The following is a 17,922-nucleotide window of genomic DNA, read 5'->3' as shown; positions in this document are numbered from 1 at the left end:
GGACTGAGTCATTTTATAAGCCTTAGGGAGAAGTGCCTTGATAGCAACTCGCTTAAAATTTGCCGTAATCACTGTAGTCATGTTGCTATCAGGTTGTGCGACGGCACCAACTAAGTGGACCCATCCTCCGATGGCGATCCCATTTCAACCGACACTGCAACAGCAGATCCAATTAGCGCGTATTGAACAAATTTTACAGCGTGATGATCTTTCCCAAGCAACATTAGCGCAAGTGTTCTATGAACGTGGCTTAGTTTATGACAGTTTAGGTTTACGTGATTTGGCTCGTTTAGATTTTAATAAATCACTGACGTTAGAGCCAAACCAACCAGATTTATATAATGTGCTAGGGGTGTATTTTACCCAGATGGCACATTTTGATGCTGCTTATGAAGCGTTTGATTCCACCTTAGAGCTTGCTCCTAACCATATGTACGCAGAGCGTAACCGTGGTATTGCGCTGTATTATGGTGAGCGTTATGAGTTAGCTAACAAAGATTTATTGCCACACTATAAACAAGATCTGAATGATCCTTATCGTGTAATTTGGCTATACCTCAATGACGTGGAATTACAGCCAGAGCAAGCCTTAGCATTATTGAAGCAGCGTTATGATGCCAGTAATAAAAAAGCCTGGGGTTGGCAGTTAGTTCGCCTATTTTTGGGGCAAATGACTGAGCGTCAATTGTTGAGTGATATTGCAGAGCAAAGTGAAAATAATGATGAGCTAGCTGAGCACTTAACAGAGGCGTATTTCTATTTAGGCAAGCTGCACCAGAATAAAGAAGATTACTCCACCGCAGTGATGCTATATAAATTGGCGTTAGCGGGTAATGTATATGAGTTTATTGAACATCGCTTATCGTTACTTGAATTGAGTCGACTCTATTCAGCTTACCAAGAGCAAGATGCTCCGAATAGCGAAACCGTTCCGGTCGTACCGGGGGGATAAAAAGAAAGCCGCAGATGAATGCGGCTTTTTTATTTGCTCTTTTGAGCGAGTGTTTGCGTTGCTTATTCGCTAATGTTAAGTCCAGCAAGGCTGTGCCAGTAACCATTACATTGGTGACTGTCTTCTAACTGATGGCGAACTTCACTTTGCTCATTTGAGCGAAAATCATCGACTAAACTTAGGGTATCAAGGCCCAGTGGACTTAAACGAACCACATCAACTAAATCAGCCATACCTTTTAGATCGTTGATCAAGTTGTAGCAATAACCAGATTGGGTTTGAATACCGTTTAGCGTAAAGACCTTTTGATTTTCTTGGCTGTTGACGGTGATCCCTTGTGGGTACTTAATACAGCAGGTTTCACAGTCATCTTTAGCACGGTTCTCTGCACGAGCAGTAAAACAACGCGCAGAGTACGCCAACGGTAGGTAGCCGTAGCTGAACACTTCCGTTTCAAACTTATTGCGAATACCCAGATTTTCACACTCTGTTAGTGTGTTGCTAAGCCATTCGCGAGAAAGCTCAACGGGCATACACCAACGGGTCATACCTTGTTTTAAAAATAGGTTTAGCGTTTGTGCGTTGTAGCAGTTCACAGCAGGGCCAACGACAAATGGGATCTTCGCTTGGGAAGCCAATTGAATTGCAGATACATCGTTCGCTTCAATGATAAAGTCGCCATTATCGACATACTTCTTCATGATGTTTACTTCGCTCGGCGCTTCAAGTAATGCCATGGTCGATAACACTACTTGCTTGCCGCTCGTCGCGATATCTTTTGCGATCTCCAACCACTGTGCAGGCTTTAGTTCACGACGTTTTGAACACACGCTTTCGCCCAAGTAAATGATATCAACATTGCTGTTTTTCGCTTGTTGGTAGAACGCTTCAACATCATTTTTCGGCCAGAAGTAAAGCAATGGGCCAAGAGAGTATTTCATTGTTTGGCTCCTTATTGCCATTTACGGTGATAAGCACCGAGTGTGGTTTGTTTACCTTCTGAAACGTTATCTAAACAAGCATTCCAAGCTGGATTAACTTGGTAGCCTTCAGGGTTTGCAAGGTAGTGATCAATAGCTGCGCGCCAAGTACGTGTCACTTGTTCAACATACGCAGGGCTACGTTGACGACCTTCAATTTTCACTGAAGCAATGTTGGCTTTAAATAGCTCGGGTAAGATCTCAAGCGTGTTTAAACTCGTTGGCTCTTCAAGCGCATGGTAGCGTTTGTTTTCACCATCAATGTTGATATCAAAACGGCCCTTACACAGTGTAGGGTAGCCAGCGTTTTCACCGTGACCGTAACGATCGATCAGCACTTCATTTAAGCGAGACTCAAGCCCTTGCGGGGTTTCTTGCCAACGAACAAATTTAGCTGGTGAGCAAGCACCCACAGTGTTCGGTGATTCACCGGTCATGTAAGACGATAGGTAACAACGACCTTCAGACATAATGCATAGGCTGCCGAAAGCAAATACTTCAAGCTCCATATCAGTATTACGGGCAAGTTGTTTTACTTGGTGGATCGACAATACGCGAGGTAGTACAACACGCTTTACATTGAAGTTCTGTTTGTAGAAATCAATCGCGGCCGTATTGGTAGCAGAGGCTTGTACAGACAGATGCAGCTCTAAATCTGGGTAATGAGTCGCTGCGTATTCTAATACGGCAATATCAGCCACGATCAACGCATCTACACCCATAGCGGCAGCGTTATCAACCGCTTTTGTCCAACGGTTAAAACCATCTGGATGGGCGAAAGTGTTAAGTGCGACGTGAAGTTTACGGTTATGATCTTTAACGTACTCAACCGCTTTTTCTAGCTTGCGGCCAGTGAAGTTTAAACCAGCAAAATGGCGGGCATTGGTATCGTCCTTGAAACCGATATAAACGGCATCAGCACCATTATCAATTGCGGTTTTTAAGGCTGGAAGGTTACCAGCGGGGCAGAGAAGCTCCATTATTTTTTATCATCCAGTCTTTGAATAAAATGATGACCGATGATCCTAAAAGTGTTTAATGAATGGTGCTTTGATTTTAGGCAGGTTTTCGTTGTTTTTATTAAGAAAAAAGGAGCCGTTAAGCTCCTTTTTTGAGATGAATTTGACTCATTTATTTTGCAATAAAATCGCTTCTAATTCGTGTTTTGGCATTGGGCGATAAAAGTGGAAACCTTGGATATAGTCACAGTTTAAATTCGATAGTAGTGTCGCTTGTTGGCGGGTTTCAATCCCTTCCGCCACCACACTCATTTTGAGTGACTTTCCTAAATTGATAATGTTTTCAATTAAGGTAACTTGCTTGGGAATGGTGTCGATATCTTGAATAAAAGCACGATCCACTTTTAGTTCATCAAGTGGGAAACGAGCGAGATATGATAGCGATGAATAACCAGTACCAAAATCATCAATAGAAAGGGCAAAGCCCAGTTGCTTGATCGAATTTAGCATCTGAACGGTATGTTCACCGTCACTCATTACCGCACTTTCGGTTAGCTCAAACGTAATGTCTGCCGGATTTATATCGGTGGATAGACGGAGCTTATCAACAAAACTAATTAAGCCTGAATTACCAAATTGTTGTGGTGATAAGTTAATCGCAACACGTCCTGTCAGCAGTTTACGTTTTTTCCATTGGCTAACGGTAGTAAAGACTTCACGCATCACAACACAACCGAGTTGTTCAATTAAGCCAGAGCTTTCAGCCACCGGAATAAACTGAGCAGGGCTAATATAGCCTTCAACAGGGTGTTTCCAACGCACGAGTGCTTCTGCGCCATCAATGGCAAAATCACGGGCATTCACTTTCGGCTGATACCATACCTCTAAGCCGTTATTTTGCAGCGCTTTTTGTAGCTCAATTTCAAGCCACAAGCGCATACGAGCTTCTTTGCTCATAGAATCATTAAATTCAACTAAACGGTTACGCCCACGGTGCTTGGCTTCATACATGGCTGTATCGGCATTTTGCAACATCATTCGGGCATCACTGCCATGCCCAGGTGATGTCACCATACCAATTGAACAGGCAAGGTGTTTTCTAAAATGACGTAGCTCAAATGGTTGATTAACCAGTGCTATGATTTGCTCAGAGATAATTTCGCCTGTACGTTCATGCTCTGGGTTTGGCAGTAATATGGCAAATTCATCACCACTTAAATAGCCGATAATTGCAGTTTCTGGTAATAAACGGCGTAGACGTTGGGCGATTTCTTGCAGTACTTTATCGCCAATATGATGACCTAACGAATCATTGATATTCTTAAAGTTATCAATGTCGATATACAGCATCACTACCGGCACTTCGGCTTTCATCAGCTTTTCTAGTTGACGGGTAAAACCATGGCGATTGAGCAAGCCTGTCAATGGATCCATTTGTACTAACTGTTCAATGTGTCCTTGCTGGCGTTTGATCTCTTGTGTGGTTTCAATTTTCACCAATAGTGCTTCAGAGCCCATTTGTTTAACGGGGGATATGCTGAGTTTTACTGGTTTTGTTTGTTCATTTTTATTGATAGGGGTGTAGCAAGCGGGCGATTTACTGTCGTCACTTTTTAGTCTTTCACCTGTACAAGGTTGATTGTTGCTATCTAGCAGTAATTGATCCAGTGAACGTCCTAGTAATTCTTTTTTTGTTGGAAAGCCAAGTTGAATCGCTGCCTGATCATTGGCGTTGATCACCACATTGTTTTCAATCAAACAGATCCCTTCTGTGATCAGGTTATTTAATTGATTAAGTTGATGCTCAGTTTCTTCCAGCGAATGAATAAGAATTTGGCGCTCAGAGGTATCGATTGAGTGCAGAATAATATGTTGAATATTACCTTCAAGATCGCAAAGAGGGGCAAGGCTAAAGTGCAAGCTTGATTCGTGGCGACTGTCATTGAGTACGACCTCTGCTTCAACGCTTTCACCGTTAAAAGCACGATCATAATAAGGTTTTAGAGATTGGTAGTAATGATCGCCTAATACATTAGAATCGTTATTACCGAGCAGCGCTTCACGTTCGAGCCCACTGATTTCACAAAAACGATTATTTACCGCATAGTAATTATGTTGACGATCAAGGATGGCAAAAAAGAAGGGGCTATTATCAGTCAGCAAAGGAAACCAATAGTCTAGTTGCTCTGTTGGCATTTAGTCACCATTCTCCATGTCGGTGTTATATTTAATGCGCTACGTATGTACCAAGTAGCGTATATATAAATGTTATGAATGTACTCTAGCCTTAATATACAGCCCGTGGCGAAAATTATTATGAACTTTGCCAATACAGAAGCGTTTTTTTTGACTCAAGGCATAAAACGAAACTGCTATCTTGCCATACAATCGGGATCTAAGTGCGATTTTAAACAGGAATAAATCATTGTGATTGCTCAACTTCGAAAACAAATAGTTCAACATGCTCCTTCACTACTCCGCGTACCTGCGAAATTAACGCCTTTCTCTGTACAAAAGAAAGTGATGTTAGAAGGCTTAGCTATGGTTTTCAAAGAAGCGCTAGAGGATGGCGATTTTGAGTTCTTAGAAGATCGTTGGCTAAAAGTAGAAGTGCGTGATTTAGGTCTGCAATGGTTCATTAGTTATGAAGATGAAAAGCTAGTGGTTGCGGAGCACTGCGAACAAGAAGATGTCAGTTTCAGCGGTGAGTGTAATGATTTAGTACTTATTGCTGCACGTAAAGAAGATCCTGATACACTGTTCTTCCAACGTCGTCTTCGTATCGAAGGGGATACTGAGTTAGGTCTAGAAGTGAAAAACTTGATGGATAGTATCGATCTTGATTCTCTACCTGCTCCTGTGAAGTTTATTTTGCAGCAATCAGCTGAGTTCATTCATCAAGGTATGCATGAGCGCAGTGCTGCCCAAGAGGCCTTAAATGCTCATTAGATCTGAAGCTCCTGCTGATATCTTACCAATAGATACCTTACTCAAAGCTGTTTTTCCGTCTGAAGCGGAAGCCAACCTTGTGATGACATTACGTGAAAATGGTTGTCGAACCTTATCGCTGGTGGCATGCAATGACGAGGGGGAAATCGTGGGTAACGCTTTCTTTAGCCCTGTAACCATCGATGGTGAAGATCATAACTGGCAAGGCTTAGCACCTTTAGCTGTGCGTGAAGATTATCAAGGTCAAGGTATTGGTCAAGCGCTGATTGAAGAAGCGAAAAGCGTATTGGGTGATTTTGGCTATCCTGCGATCGTAGTATTAGGCGATCCTGCTTATTACGCAAAAGCGGGCTTTGAAAAAGCATTAGATCACCAACTGACTTGTCCATGGCCGAATACGGAAGAAGCATTCATGGTATGTGATGTTTTTCCAGGTACCGTTGCTCAACACCAAGGCATGGTGAAATACAGCCCAGAGTTTGATGCGCTGTAATAACATATTGTGATGTTGTTATTCGTTATTTTTAAAAGCACAGCACTTAATGCTGTGCTTTTTTATTTTTCATGTATTCATTCATTTTACTATTGGGATGTAAGATATCTAATTTCTAGATATTTCTTATTTTTCCATCGTGATAATTTATCATCGTATAAGTATATGGTTAGGACTATTGACGATGATCCCTCGCAGTATCACATCCCCGAAAAAATTCATTATTGGTCAAGATTTATTGGCACAACTTGACAGCTTTATTAAAGACTTTGGCAATAATGCATTGCTTATTTGTGATGAGTTCATTCTCGAACGTGTTCAACAACAGGCGATGCCATGTTTAGAACAAGCAGGGATCACGGCATGTGCTGAAAAATTTCAGGGTGAATGTACCGAGAATGAAATTGAGCGCTTACGTCAGTTAGTGGAAACACAAGGTGCCAATATTGTTGTTGGTATTGGCGGTGGTAAAACCTTAGATGTGGCAAAAGCGGTTGCTCATTATAGCCATGCCTCAGTGGTGATCTTCCCAACCATTGCATCAAGTGATGCACCTTGTACTGCTGTCTCTGTTATTTATAACGAGAATGGCGAATTCGATCGTTACCTCGTTTTACCGCAAAACCCAGATGTAGTGTTGGCAGATACGCGCCTTATTGCTCAAGCGCCGGAAAAATATTTTGCTGCGGGTATTGGTGATGCGCTAGCGACCTTTTTTGAAACTCGGGCTTGTTGTTATGCAGCCAGTTTAAATTTGGTGAAAACCCGTGTGTCACGCACTGGGCTTGGTATGGCGTTGATGTGCTACGAGTTAATTGTCGATAATGTTGAAATGGCAATGGAAGCGGTACGTCGTCAGGAAGTGACTCCTGCTTTAGAAGAGATGGTGGAAGCCATTGTGTACTTAAGCGGTGTTGCTGCTGAGTCTGGCGGTATCGCGTGTGCACATGCTATCTGTAATGGTATGTCATCGATCGAGAAATTTAATCACATTCAACACGGTGAGAAAGTTGCATTTGGTCTGCTAGTACAATTGGTGTTAGAGAAAGCCGATATTGAAGAAATTGAGAATGTGATTTACGTGATCAAAACAGCAGGGCTGCCACTGACATTAGCTGATTTCGGTATTGATGAGTTTGTGGAATCTGACTGGCGAGAAGTGGTTGATATGGCCTGCTCTCCAGCCAACTCAATGGGCAATATGCCAGTGAAAGTCAGTGCTAATCAGGTGTACCAAGCGATCATTGAAGCAAATAAGCTGGCGCAGCGCTATCACGATTAATGATGTGAGGAAAATGCCGACTTTGCTGTCGGTATTTTTTTATCCATTATTTCATTGGGTTTATAAGTACAACTGAGACGTAATTTGGTAGGATCAGCGCCATGAATTGCCATAGCATTGCTCATAATGCTGTGGAAGTAAGATAGCAGGTACGGAATGAAACAGCGTGATATTCAGGTACTCCAAGAAATGGGGTTAACCTATTGGCAGGTGAGAAAGCCTGAAATCTTTCCTGATCAAGTCATCCCTGTGATTGATCTCCCTGAAAGTTGCAAACTACTATTAGTTACCAATGATGAACTCAATGAGCATGATGCATGGTTGTTTGGACGTATTCTCAGTAGCATGAAATTACAACCTGAACAGGCGTTATCGCTGCCACTTGAAGCCCTAGAGCAAGTCGGTGAACACCATTTAACGTGGTGCTGGTTTGCAGGTTGCCAAGGCGCTCATCCAACCGGATGTCAGGTCCTTAATTCCGTATCTTTACCGTTAATGCATAATGATCCTTTTGCGAAGAAAACATTATGGCAACAGATCTGTAGTTATGACGCATAAAATTATTCCCTTAGAAGCGCAGCATTGTGATGAGGTATGGCGTATTGAGCAAGCAGCTCATGCCTTTCCTTGGGCTGAATCAATGATCCGTAAAGAGCCCAATCGTATTGCGGCAAATTACGTTTTAATCGCAGATGATAAAGTTGTTGGTTACTGTTATGGGCAGCTGGTGGCAGGTGAAGGTACGTTACTGAATATTGCCATTGATCCTGCACACCAACGCAAGGGCTACGGTAAAATCTTATTAAATGGTTTTATTGATGCGCTAGAAGCGAAACAAGCAGAAGAAATTTGGCTAGAAGTGCGTGAAAGTAACACTAGCGCCTATAAGCTTTACGAAGCAACTGGATTTAATGAAACTAACCGCCGTGTAGATTACTACCCGACAGCAACAGGTCGTGAAGATGCTTTGATCATGGCGTACATGTTTATGCCATTTGGCTAAGCCTTTTGTCTTGATTTGAAGAGTTACTCATATGAAAAAGCCGAGCATGATGCTCGGCTTTGTTATATCTACAGGTTAAACCCAATAGTAGTGATTAGTGTTCACGAGTAGCACGGAAATCCACTTCAGGGAAACGCTCTTTCGCAAGGTTTAGGTTAACCATCGTTGGTGCGATGTAAGACAAGTTATCGCCACCATCAAGTGCAAGGTTTGCTTGGTTCTTACGCTTAAACTCTTCCAGTTTCTTCACATCACCACATTCAACCCAACGTGCAGTTGCCACGTTAACACCTTCGTAAATCGCTTCAACGTTGTATTCTGCTTTTAGACGTGCAACAACCACATCAAACTGAAGTACACCTACCGCACCTACGATCAAATCGTTGTTTTGCAGTGGACGGAATACCTGTACCGCACCTTCTTCAGAAAGCTGTACTAGACCTTTTAGTAGCTGCTTTTGCTTTAGTGGATCTTTGAGGCGAATACGACGGAACAATTCTGGTGCGAAGTTTGGAATACCTGAGAACTTCAAGCTTTCACCTTGAGTGAAAGTATCACCGATTTGGATAGTACCGTGGTTGTGTAGACCGATGATGTCACCCGCATAAGCCGTTTCAGCACGAGAACGGTCACCCGCCATGAAGGTTACCGCATCAGAGATACTTACGTTTTTACCAGTACGAACATGGTTCATCTTCATACCTTGATTGTAAGTACCCGATACAATACGCATGAATGCGATACGGTCACGGTGCTTAGGATCCATGTTGGCTTGGATCTTAAATACGAAGCCAGAGAACTTCTCTTCCGTTGCTTCAACTTCACGCTCATTAGCTTGACGAGGTAGTGGTGCAGGAGCCCATGCAGTTAAACCATCAAGCATGTGGTCAACACCAAAGTTACCTAGTGCAGTACCGAAAAATACCGGTGTTAATTCACCAGCTAGAAATAGCTCTTCATCAAATTCGTTTGAAGCACCCAGTACAAGCTCAAGCTCTTCACGAAGCTGTGCAGCTAGATCGCTACCCACTGCTTCATCAAGCTCAGGGTTATCAAGACCCTTAACGATACGTTGTTCTTGGATGGTGTGACCTTGACCTGTGCTGTACAGGATAGTTTCATCACGGTGAATATGGTAAACACCTTTGAACTCTTTACCACAACCGATCGGCCATGAAATAGGGGCACATGCCATGCCTAGTTCATTTTCAACTTCATCAAGTAGATCCATTGGATCACGGATATCACGGTCCAATTTGTTCATGAAGGTAACGATAGGCGTATCACGCAGACGCGTTACTTCCATTAACTTACGAGTACGATCCTCGACACCTTTTGCCGCATCGATAACCATCAGACATGAGTCAACAGCCGTTAGAGTACGGTAGGTATCTTCTGAGAAGTCTTCGTGTCCAGGGGTATCAAGTAGGTTTACCAGACATTCGTTGTATGGGAACTGCATTACAGAGGTAGTAACAGAGATACCACGCTCTTTTTCCATTTCCATCCAGTCTGATTTTGCGTGTTGGTTTGAACCACGACCTTTTACTGTACCTGCTTTCTGGATAGCGTTTCCGAATAACAGTACTTTTTCAGTAATGGTTGTTTTACCCGCATCGGGGTGAGAGATGATAGCGAAAGTACGACGTTTAGATACTTCGCCCTGAAACTGAGTTTGCGACATTAGCGTGTTCTTTTTTAATAAAAGTACTCCGTTGCCGCTGTCATGCATCAAGCAAAGCAACAGAACAAAATGAATGGTGAATTACTTCTTATTGTCGCTGATTTTAACGTGAGACTCAATCTAGGCGTATAAGAATCCTTAATTGAGCATAGTGAAATAAAGTATTCTTAACCAAATAGAAGAGAGCGGTAAGGTATCTCTTCATAACAAGAGATTTGTAATGAAAGGGATTATAGATGATAGATACCCATTGCCATTTTGATTTTCCCCCGTTTAGTGATGATCCAGAGCGTGCGTTAACCTTGGCAAAAGCAGCTGGAGTTAAGCAAATAGTCATTCCCTCTGTGGGGCAATCTAATTGGCATAATATTGAGCAGTTATGCCAACACCATCATGAGCTTTATTACGGTTTGGGTATTCATCCTTTCTTTAGTGCTGAACATAGTGATGATGTTTGTATTCAATTGGAGCATGCATTAGCCCGTGTACTTAAACAGTCCCATTCAAAGTGTGTTGCAGTAGGTGAATGCGGATTGGATTTTGCACTTGCAGAGTTTGATCGTCAGCAGCAACTATTTTGGCTCACTAAGCAACTAAAGTTAGCGAATGCTTACCATCTTCCAGTCATATTACATTGTCGTAAAGCCTTTCCTGAATTATTGCGAGCCATTAAAGCAGACATGCCATCTCAAGGTGGGATTTATCACGGTTTTAGTGGTAGTTATCAGCAAGCTTCTCAATTGTTGGATTTGGGGATCAAAATTGGAGTCGGCGGCACAATCACGTACGAACGGGCGAAAAAGACTCGTGAAACCATCAGGAAGCTTCCAATGTCAGCTATCGTTTTAGAAACTGACGCACCTGATATGCCTGTTTGTGGTTTTCAAGGAGAACCAAATCGACCTGAACGTTTAACCCATATTGCGCAGTCAGTTGCACTGCTTAAAGGGATAGAAATAGCGGATGTTATCGGTGCTACAACCTTAACTGCACATGAACTATTTAAAATTCCCTCGTGATCTTGGTACAAAAGACAAACGATTGCGTAAAACGTTTGCTTTTTGGTTCTAACTTTTTGTGATTGTGTTCACATAGTGGGTAACTCTTGCATGTTTACAGCTCTAAAACTGTGATGGTGGCATTACTTTGTTACGGGCTGCATGCGTATAATGCGCACGACTCTTATAGAGAGCCGAATTGTTGAGACGCCAAATTTAACTTATAGGATATACATAAACCATGAGCATGTTTATGAGCCTGGTTGGGATGGTTGTTCTGCTACTAATTGCAGTACTACTTTCTGATAACCGTAAAGCAATTAACTTACGTACTGTTGGTGGCGCATTTGCTATCCAATTCTTATTAGGTGCATTCGTACTGTATGTGCCAGTTGGTCGTGATGTGCTATATGGCATGTCGCAGGCTGTTGCTAACGTTATCGCTTACGGTAATGACGGTATCAACTTCCTATTTGGTGGCCTAACATCGGATAAAATGTTTGAAGTATTCGGTGGTGGTGGTTTCGTATTCGCCCTACGCGTTCTTCCTGTTATCGTTTTCTTCTCTGCGTTGATTAGTGTTCTTTACTACTTGGGTGTGATGCAAATTGTTATCAACATTCTTGGTGGTGGTCTACGCAAAGTATTGGGTACTTCTCACGCTGAATCTATGTCAGCAACAGCGAACATCTTCGTTGGTCAAACAGAAGCGCCATTAGTTGTTCGTCCATTCATTCCTAAGATGACGCAATCTGAGCTATTCGCTGTAATGTGTGGTGGTTTGGCGTCTGTTGCTGGTGGTGTACTAGCAGGTTACGCATCAATGGGTGTGCCACTAGAATACCTAATTGCTGCATCATTCATGGCAGCACCAGGTGGTCTACTGTTTGCTAAAATCATCAAGCCAGAAACTGAGCAGCCTATCGAGCAGCTTGCTGGTAACGAAGATGAAAGCATTGAAAAACCAGCTAACGTTATCGACGCAGCAGCAGCAGGTGCTTCATCAGGTATGCAACTTGCGCTAAACGTAGGTGCAATGCTACTAGCATTTATCGGTCTAATCGCCCTAATCAACGGTATGCTAGGTGGCATCGGTGGTTGGTTCGGTATGCCTCAGCTAACACTAGAACTGATCCTAGGTTACATCTTCGCACCACTTGCTTACCTAATCGGTGTGCCATGGGGTGAAGCACAAATCGCTGGTTCATTCATTGGTCAGAAGATTGTTGTTAACGAATTCGTTGCTTACCTAAACTTTGCACCGTACCTAAAAGACGTAGCAGATGGTGGCATGATCGTTGCTCAAACTGGCGCAGCAATGTCTGAGAAGACAAAAGCAATTATCTCATTCGCACTATGTGGTTTCGCAAACCTATCATCGGTTGCAATCCTACTAGGTGGTCTAGGTGGCCTTGCTCCAAGCCGCCGTGCAGAAATCGCTCGCTTCGGTATGAAGGCGGTAGCAGCAGGTACATTATCGAACCTAATGTCTGCAACAATTGCTGGTCTGTTTATCTCTCTAGCGATGTAATTGCAAAGATAATCAAATCTCATAAAAACGCCCTAACTGTCAGTTAGGGCGTTTTTTTATGTTTGCGTGATGGTAGCTTTGGCGCTTTTCAACAGTATAGGTAAACATTATGGCGATAGTTCGAAATGAACTTTCATAAAATCGATTGCGTTCCCTTTTCTATATTTTCACTCTGCTATTCTTACGCCATTCAAAAAGGGTAATGTGACGAGCAAATACCACTTATTTTAAATCAATAGGGTTAGGCAGAATAACGCTTTTACTGTTTCTGATTTATTATTTTAGTAAACACATTATCCACGGGAGGAAACATAAGTTTGATAGTCGAATGACGGTCGAGTTGTTATGATTGAACCCAACAAATAAAGCGATTTTGCAAGGGTTGCGCCGTGTGTTGCTGCTCTTGCGCGGGAATATGGATAAGTCATTTGGTAAGTATTTACTTACTGGAAACTTCAAGGAATCAAGTCCGCTCATTTGTTGCAGTATTTGATACTGCATACGGTAGCCTGATGGAAAAACCATGAGTGCTTTACCTTCGTTTATACTGATATTCACAGCTTAATTTGAGAAGCTTTGAATTAAATATTACGACTGGAGATAGTCATGAGCGATTTAAAAACTGCTGCACTACGTGCACTTAAATTAATGGATTTAACAACACTGAATGACGACGATACTGATGCAAAAGTGATCGAGCTTTGTAAGAACGCTAAAACAGTTGTTGGTAACACGGCAGCAGTGTGTATTTACCCTCGCTTTATCCCAGTAGCGAAGAAGCAACTACGTGAGCAAGGTACGCCAGAAGTACGCATTGCAACAGTAACTAACTTCCCACACGGTAACGATGATATCGAAATCGCTGTTGCTGAAACAAAAGCGGCGGTTGCTTACGGTGCTGACGAAGTAGACGTAGTATTCCCATACCGCGCACTAATGGCTGGTAATGCAGAAGTTGGCTTTGAGCTAGTGAAGCAATGTAAAGTGGCATGTGGCGACAACGTACTACTAAAAGTTATCATCGAAACGGGTGAGCTAAAAACAGAAGCACTGATCAAGCAAGCATCTGAAATTTCAATCAATGCTGGTGCAGATTTCATCAAAACATCAACTGGTAAAGTGCCTGTTAACGCAACACCAGAATACGCACAAATCATGCTTAACGTGATCAAAGACATGGGCGTAGAAAAAACAGTTGGCTTTAAGCCTGCAGGTGGTGTGCGTACAGCAGAAGATGCGCAACAATACTTAGCAATGGCTGATGAAATTCTAGGTGAAGAGTGGGCGGATAGCCGTCACTACCGTTTTGGTGCATCAAGCTTACTTGCTAACTTGCTACACACATTAGGCGAAGGTGAAGCAGCGGCGCAAGGCGGCTACTAATCCTTTGTAAACAAGGTGGTGAAATGCCACCTTGTTTAAATTCTTTGGCGACGTTATTAACGTCGTAACTAATACTTTAATTTGTTTATCAGCACTGCGTTTTCGTGGTTGTTGCCTTTTTTGCACCTAAAATTTAGAAAATAAAGCAAAATACCATAAATTAAAGCGTTGGTACTCCCTACTTAGCTGAACAAAAAATAAGAGGATCAGCATGTACTTACCTCAAGAAATCATTCGTAAAAAGCGTGACAATATTGAACTAACAGCCGATGAAATTAATTTCTTCATTCAAGGCGTAGCAAAAGATACTGTCTCTGAAGGTCAAATTGCGGCATTCGCAATGGCAATTTACTTTAACGATATGACTATGGATGAGCGTGTGGCACTGACCTGTGCAATGCGTGATTCGGGCATGGTGATTGATTGGGGATACATGCACTTTGATGGTCCTGTTGTTGATAAACACTCAACTGGTGGTGTGGGTGATGTGACTTCATTAATGCTAGGCGCAATGGTGGCGGCATGTGGCGGTTACGTACCAATGATCTCTGGTCGTGGATTAGGTCATACAGGCGGTACGCTTGATAAACTAGAATCCATTCCTGGCTATAACATCACTCCAACCAATGAAGTGTTCGGTAATGTGACGAAAAATGCAGGTGTGGCGATCATTGGTCAAACCGGTGATTTGGCTCCAGCAGATAAGCGTGTGTACGCAACCCGTGACGTGACTGCAACGGTTGATAATATTTCGCTCATTACCGCCTCAATTTTATCGAAGAAATTAGCAGCCGGCTTAGATTACTTAGTGATGGATGTGAAAGTAGGCTCTGGTGCATTTATGCCAACTTACCAAGCTTCTGAAGATCTAGCGAAATCCATCGTCGCAGTAGCAAACGGTGCAGGTACGTGTACATCTGCATTGCTAACAGATATGAACCAAGTATTAGCATCAAGCGCGGGTAATGCACTAGAAGTGCGTGAGGCAGTACAGTTCTTAACCGGTGAATACCGTAACCCTCGTTTGTTTGAAGTAACTATGGCATTGTGTGCTGAAATGTTAGTGATCAGTAAGTTAGCTGCTGATACACAACAAGCACGTACTAAGCTGCAAGCAGTATTAGATAACGGTCAAGCGGCAGAGCGATTTGGCAAAATGGTAGCAGGTTTAGGTGGCCCTACAGATTTCATCGACAACTATGACAACTATTTAGAAAAAGCTGAAATCGTGAAGCCAGTATTTGCTGAAACGACAGGTTTTGCTTATGCCATGGATACCCGTGGTTTAGGTATGGCTGTAGTGGGTATGGGCGGTGGTCGTCGCGTAGCAAGCGATAAGATCGACTATGCTGTGGGCTTTAGTGACATGATCCGCTTAGGTGATGAAGTGTACGCTGATACCCCATTAGCTATGGTACATGCACGTACTGAAGCACAATGGGAAGAAGCAGCAAAAGCTGTTCGTAGCAATATCACCGTAAGTGACAATAAACCTGAAGCCACCCCTGAAGTATACCGTCGTGTCAGCAAGCAAGATGTGTAATGGAGTAACTATGAAACGTTCAATTATTTTAGTGCTAGATTCTTTTGGTATTGGTGCCTCTGCAGACGCTGATAAATTTGGTGATGTAGGTGCAAATACATTAGGTCATATTGCACAGGCGTGTGCCCGTGGCGAAGCCAATAACGGCGATCGTAACGGTCCATTACACTTACCAAACTTAACTAAATTAGGTTTAGCGAAAGCGTGTGAAGAATCATGCGGCAGCTTCCCTGAAGGCATGGATCCAAACTCTGAGATCACTGGTGCTTATGCTCATGCACAAGAGCTATCTTCTGGTAAAGATACCCCATCTGGTCACTGGGAAATTGCAGGTGTGCCTGTGTTGTTTGATTGGGGCTACTTTGACAATAAAGAAAACAGTTTCCCGAAAGAGCTTACTGATCGCATTCTAGCGCGTGCAGGTTTAGATGGTTTCCTTGGTAATTGCCATGCATCGGGTACACAAGTACTGGATGATCTAGGCGAAGAGCACATGAGAACAGGTCAACCTATCTTCTACACTTCTGCTGACTCAGTATTTCAGATTGCCTGTCATGAAGAGACATTTGGTTTAGATCGTCTATTAGAGCTTTGCCAAATTGCCCGTGAAGAGCTAGAAGATTACAACATTGGCCGTGTTATCGCGCGTCCATTTATCGGAGCTGGTAAAGGTCAGTTTGAGCGTACGGGTAATCGCCGTGATTTGTCGCTTGAGCCGCCAGCAGCAACGATTTTGCAAAAGCTTGTGGATGAGAAACAAGGCGAAGTAGTATCTATCGGTAAGATCTCTGATATCTACGCAGGTTGTGGTATCTCACGCAAGGTAAAAGCAACAGGCATTCCTGCTTTGTTTGATGCAACGTTAGCACAAATTAAAGAAGCGGGTGATAACACTATTGTGTTCACTAACTTTGTTGATTTCGACTCTGCTTATGGTCACCGTCGTAATGTAGCTGGTTATGCGGCTGCACTGGAATACTTTGACCGTCGTCTACCTGAGATCTTAGATCTGCTTCAAGGTGATGATGTGATGATCATTACAGCCGATCACGGTTGTGATCCAACATGGCCGGGTACTGATCATACTCGTGAGCACATTCCAGTATTGGTTGCAGGTCCTAACATCAAGCCTGGTTCATTAGGTCGCCGTGAAACATTTGCCGATATCGGTCAAAGCCTAGCAGAGTACTTTGGTACTTCTGATATGGAATACGGTAAGTCATTTCTATAATTGAAAAATTTCTTATAAGGGTAAATCTTATTTACCCTTATTTATTATAAAAAAGACATGATTGTTTAGTATTTTCCACTTTATAATGCTAGATAGTCACAGCGTGTTTAGCGAAATGTCAGTCTTTAACGTTGAGCATAATTCAACACTGACAGCTAACTAAAAATAGGAAAAGGATACAACTATGGCTACTCCACATATTAATGCTGAAATGGGCGATTTTGCAGATGTAGTGCTAATGCCGGGCGATCCGCTACGTGCTAAGTACATCGCTGAAACTTTCCTAGAAGACGCAAAAGAAGTATGTAATGTACGTAGTATGTTAGGCTTCACGGGCACTTACAAAGGTCGCAAGATCTCTGTGATGGGTCACGGTATGGGTATTCCATCATGTTCTATCTACGCAACAGAATTAATTAAAGATTTTGGTGTGAAGAAGATCATTCGTGTGGGTAGTTGTGGTGCAGTACGTGACGACGTTAAGCTACGCGACGTTGTTATCGGTATGGGTGCATCAACAGATTCTAAAGTAAACCGTATTCGTTTTGGCGGTCACGATTTCGCAGCGATTGCTGATTTCGGTATGGTACAAAACGCAGTAGAAGCAGCAAAAGCGAAAGGTATTCCTGTAAAAGTAGGTAACATCTTCTCTGCTGATCTGTTCTACAACCCTGATTTTGAATTCTTCAAAACCATGGATAAGTACGGCATCGTTGGTGTTGAAATGGAAGCGGCGGGTATCTACGGTGTCGCTGCTGAGTTTGGTGCAAAAGCGCTAACTATCTGTACTGTATCTGATCACATCTTACGTGGTGAAGCGACAACGTCTGAAGAGCGTCAGTTAACGTTTAATGAGATGATTGAAATCGCACTAGATTCTGTGATCTTAGGTGATGCAGAAGAAGCTTAATCACTCTTGATTAAACAGATAAAT

16 protein-coding genes are annotated in these 17,922 nt (G+C 42.7%); 12 read left to right on the top strand and 4 right to left on the bottom strand.

Annotated elements, in window-relative coordinates:
• Positions 1 to 37: 37 nt before the first annotated feature.
• Positions 38 to 952: a lipoprotein NlpI gene (nlpI, locus tag Q7657_RS20700; protein WP_107166815.1), complete on the top strand. Its 915-nt coding sequence runs from the start codon at positions 38 to 40 to the stop codon at positions 950 to 952.
• 62 nt (positions 953 to 1,014) lie between these two features.
• Here nlpI and Q7657_RS20695 read toward each other — a convergent pair whose 3' ends face one another.
• The 3 genes from Q7657_RS20695 to Q7657_RS20685 form a co-directional block, all read right to left on the bottom strand.
• Entirely contained in the window at positions 1,015 to 1,893 is an 879-nt protein-coding gene (locus Q7657_RS20695) for a U32 family peptidase (protein ID WP_107166814.1), read from the bottom strand.
• An 11-nt stretch (positions 1,894 to 1,904) separates the two neighbouring features.
• Positions 1,905 to 2,912, bottom strand: a complete 1,008-nt coding sequence (gene ubiU, locus Q7657_RS20690) for a ubiquinone anaerobic biosynthesis protein UbiU (protein WP_107166813.1) — start codon at positions 2,910 to 2,912, stop codon at positions 1,905 to 1,907.
• Between the two features lie 147 nt (positions 2,913 to 3,059).
• Positions 3,060 to 5,087: an EAL domain-containing protein gene (locus Q7657_RS20685; protein ID WP_107166812.1), complete on the bottom strand. Its 2,028-nt coding sequence runs from the start codon at positions 5,085 to 5,087 to the stop codon at positions 3,060 to 3,062.
• A 231-nt stretch (positions 5,088 to 5,318) separates the two neighbouring features.
• Between Q7657_RS20685 and ubiT the strand changes: the two genes are divergently transcribed.
• The 5 genes from ubiT to rimI all read left to right on the top strand — a co-directional run bounded on the left by ubiT (position 5,319) and on the right by rimI (position 8,618).
• Entirely contained in the window at positions 5,319 to 5,840 is a 522-nt protein-coding gene (gene ubiT / locus Q7657_RS20680) for a ubiquinone anaerobic biosynthesis accessory factor UbiT (RefSeq protein WP_008988406.1), read from the top strand.
• Positions 5,830 to 6,333, top strand: coding sequence for a GNAT family N-acetyltransferase (locus Q7657_RS20675; protein WP_053987900.1), 504 nt, complete (start codon positions 5,830 to 5,832; stop codon positions 6,331 to 6,333). Before ubiT ends, Q7657_RS20675 begins: the two co-directional genes overlap by 11 nt.
• A gap of 184 nt (positions 6,334 to 6,517) precedes the next feature.
• A complete protein-coding gene (locus Q7657_RS20670; RefSeq protein WP_107166811.1) occupies positions 6,518 to 7,615 on the top strand; it encodes a glycerol dehydrogenase in 1,098 nt (365 codons plus the stop codon).
• Between the two features lie 156 nt (positions 7,616 to 7,771).
• Positions 7,772 to 8,173, top strand: a complete 402-nt coding sequence (locus Q7657_RS20665) for a DNA polymerase III subunit psi (protein WP_107166810.1) — start codon at positions 7,772 to 7,774, stop codon at positions 8,171 to 8,173.
• Positions 8,163 to 8,618, top strand: coding sequence for a ribosomal protein S18-alanine N-acetyltransferase (gene rimI, locus Q7657_RS20660; protein WP_107166809.1), 456 nt, complete (start codon positions 8,163 to 8,165; stop codon positions 8,616 to 8,618). The genes Q7657_RS20665 and rimI overlap by 11 nt, the downstream gene beginning before the upstream one ends.
• Before the next feature lie 94 nt (positions 8,619 to 8,712).
• Here rimI and prfC read toward each other — a convergent pair whose 3' ends face one another.
• Positions 8,713 to 10,302, bottom strand: coding sequence for a peptide chain release factor 3 (gene prfC, locus Q7657_RS20655; protein WP_107166808.1), 1,590 nt, complete (start codon positions 10,300 to 10,302; stop codon positions 8,713 to 8,715).
• 236 nt (positions 10,303 to 10,538) lie between these two features.
• Between prfC and Q7657_RS20650 the strand changes: the two genes are divergently transcribed.
• The 6 genes from Q7657_RS20650 to deoD all read left to right on the top strand — a co-directional run bounded on the left by Q7657_RS20650 (position 10,539) and on the right by deoD (position 17,898).
• Positions 10,539 to 11,321, top strand: coding sequence for a TatD family hydrolase (locus Q7657_RS20650; protein ID WP_107166807.1), 783 nt, complete (start codon positions 10,539 to 10,541; stop codon positions 11,319 to 11,321).
• A gap of 220 nt (positions 11,322 to 11,541) precedes the next feature.
• Positions 11,542 to 12,831 carry a NupC/NupG family nucleoside CNT transporter gene (locus Q7657_RS20645; RefSeq protein WP_107166806.1) on the top strand — a complete coding sequence of 430 codons (1,290 nt, stop codon included), beginning with the start codon at positions 11,542 to 11,544 and terminating at the stop codon, positions 12,829 to 12,831.
• Between the two features lie 606 nt (positions 12,832 to 13,437).
• The gene (deoC, locus tag Q7657_RS20640) at positions 13,438 to 14,214 is read left to right on the top strand and encodes a deoxyribose-phosphate aldolase (RefSeq protein ID WP_107166805.1); all 777 of its coding nucleotides are present in this window, start codon (positions 13,438 to 13,440) and stop codon (positions 14,212 to 14,214) included.
• 211 nt (positions 14,215 to 14,425) lie between these two features.
• A complete protein-coding gene (deoA, locus tag Q7657_RS20635) occupies positions 14,426 to 15,757 on the top strand; it encodes a thymidine phosphorylase (protein ID WP_053987893.1) in 1,332 nt (443 codons plus the stop codon).
• 10 nt (positions 15,758 to 15,767) lie between these two features.
• Positions 15,768 to 16,988 carry a phosphopentomutase gene (locus Q7657_RS20630; protein ID WP_107166804.1) on the top strand — a complete coding sequence of 407 codons (1,221 nt, stop codon included), beginning with the start codon at positions 15,768 to 15,770 and terminating at the stop codon, positions 16,986 to 16,988.
• Between the two features lie 184 nt (positions 16,989 to 17,172).
• On the top strand, positions 17,173 to 17,898 hold the full coding sequence (gene deoD, locus Q7657_RS20625) for a purine-nucleoside phosphorylase (protein ID WP_008988390.1): 726 nt from the start codon (positions 17,173 to 17,175) through the stop codon (positions 17,896 to 17,898).
• Positions 17,899 to 17,922: the final 24 nt, after the last annotated feature.

It is taken from the genome of Candidatus Photobacterium acropomis (genome assembly GCF_030685555.1).
GTDB lineage: Bacteria > Pseudomonadota > Gammaproteobacteria > Enterobacterales > Vibrionaceae > Photobacterium > Photobacterium lucens.
The sequence above is the reverse complement of the archived record's forward strand: the minus strand, read 5'-3'. Positions and strand labels throughout refer to the sequence as shown.

Coding starts and splice junctions, on each gene's coding strand:
- Q7657_RS20695 (WP_107166814.1), bottom strand. CDS start 1,893: ATGAAATACTCTCTTGGCCCATTGCTTTACTTCTGGCCGAAAAATGAT.
- ubiU (WP_107166813.1), bottom strand. CDS start 2,912: ATGGAGCTTCTCTGCCCCGCTGGTAACCTTCCAGCCTTAAAAACCGCA.
- Q7657_RS20685 (WP_107166812.1), bottom strand. CDS start 5,087: ATGCCAACAGAGCAACTAGACTATTGGTTTCCTTTGCTGACTGATAAT.
- Q7657_RS20675 (WP_053987900.1), top strand. CDS start 5,830: ATGCTCATTAGATCTGAAGCTCCTGCTGATATCTTACCAATAGATACC.
- Q7657_RS20670 (WP_107166811.1), top strand. CDS start 6,518: ATGATCCCTCGCAGTATCACATCCCCGAAAAAATTCATTATTGGTCAA.
- Q7657_RS20665 (WP_107166810.1), top strand. CDS start 7,772: ATGAAACAGCGTGATATTCAGGTACTCCAAGAAATGGGGTTAACCTAT.
- rimI (WP_107166809.1), top strand. CDS start 8,163: ATGACGCATAAAATTATTCCCTTAGAAGCGCAGCATTGTGATGAGGTA.
- prfC (WP_107166808.1), bottom strand. CDS start 10,302: ATGTCGCAAACTCAGTTTCAGGGCGAAGTATCTAAACGTCGTACTTTC.
- Q7657_RS20650 (WP_107166807.1), top strand. CDS start 10,539: ATGATAGATACCCATTGCCATTTTGATTTTCCCCCGTTTAGTGATGAT.
- Q7657_RS20645 (WP_107166806.1), top strand. CDS start 11,542: ATGAGCATGTTTATGAGCCTGGTTGGGATGGTTGTTCTGCTACTAATT.
- deoC (WP_107166805.1), top strand. CDS start 13,438: ATGAGCGATTTAAAAACTGCTGCACTACGTGCACTTAAATTAATGGAT.
- deoA (WP_053987893.1), top strand. CDS start 14,426: ATGTACTTACCTCAAGAAATCATTCGTAAAAAGCGTGACAATATTGAA.
- Q7657_RS20630 (WP_107166804.1), top strand. CDS start 15,768: ATGAAACGTTCAATTATTTTAGTGCTAGATTCTTTTGGTATTGGTGCC.
- deoD (WP_008988390.1), top strand. CDS start 17,173: ATGGCTACTCCACATATTAATGCTGAAATGGGCGATTTTGCAGATGTA.